Here is a 1,081-nt window from a genome sequence, read left to right as displayed (position 1 = left end):
GGGACCAGCCCCGCGCTTCTGATCGCCGTGGAAGAGCTGGCGACCGCCCACGACCGCAGCGAGTCCGAGCGGTCAGACATCACCAGCTCGCAGAACAGCGCGGGAGATGACGGCGACAACCGCGACCTGAACCTCCCGAAGGAGTAAGGGAAACCATGGAGCACCGGCTCGTCAGCCACATCGAGAAGGCTCTCGGCTGGGGCGGGCCGGGTTCCGTGGGGACCGCGTTCGCGCGCGGCCGTCTCACGGACCCGGAGCTGCCCGCACGGCTGTTGACCCCGCTCAGACTGCTGGACATGATCAAGCGCCGCCATCTGGCCAACCCGCAGCTGCGCTGCTACGCCGAGGGCGACGAAGTCCACCCGTCCACATTCCTGTCCACCAACGTCAACCGGCGCCGGCAGGCCGTGAGTCAAGCGGACATGGCGGCCCTCGGACGGATCCTCAACGAGGGCGGCACCGTGGTCCTGGACCATGTGGACTTCTTCGACCCGACGCTGGAAGTCGCCTGCCGGGCCCTGGGCTGGTGGTCCGGCGAACTCACCTCTGCCAACGCCTACCTCGCGGTCGGTGACACCGACGGATTCCATCTGCACTGGGACGACCACGAGGTCATCGCCGTGCAGCTCTCGGGCGAGAAGTCGTGGGAAGTGCGCGGCCCGACGCGGCCGGCGCCGATGTACCGCGACGCGGAACGCAACCGCACGCCCTCCGAGGAAGTGCTGTGGAAGGGCACCATGCGGGCCGGGGACGTCATGCACATCCCACGAGGCTTCTGGCACACCGCGACCCGCCTCGGCTCGGGGAGTGGTGGACACTCCCTGCACGTGACGTTCGGGTTCACCAAACGGACCGGTGTCACCTGGGCCAACTTCCTCTCTGACGCAGCCCGCGCCGACGAATCGTTCCGTCACGACCTGGAGGGCGCCCAGGGCACCGCACACCAGGTGCTGACGGACAAGCTCAGTGCCCTGGCCGCCACCTACAGCCCCGAGCGGTACCTGGACGAACTGCGGTCCAGCACCCCGCCCGCACGCCACATGCCGCACGTGGCCGCCTTCGGCCGGCCGGACGGAGTCGC

Annotated in this window: 1 protein-coding gene; it reads left to right on the top strand. The window is 69.1% G+C overall.

Translation table 11 applies throughout. The features are described from left to right. Positions 1-155: 155 nt before the first annotated feature. Positions 156-1,081: JmjC domain-containing protein (locus ACFXOM_RS35595; protein WP_385041656.1), on the top strand; the 926-nt coding region annotated here is incomplete at its 3' end.

Source organism: Streptomyces sp. NPDC059169 (genome assembly GCF_042755225.1).
In the GTDB taxonomy this organism is placed as follows: Bacteria; Actinomycetota; Actinomycetes; order Streptomycetales; family Streptomycetaceae; genus Streptomyces.
Note: the sequence above shows the minus strand (reverse complement) of the source record. Positions and strands in the feature narration are given on the sequence as shown.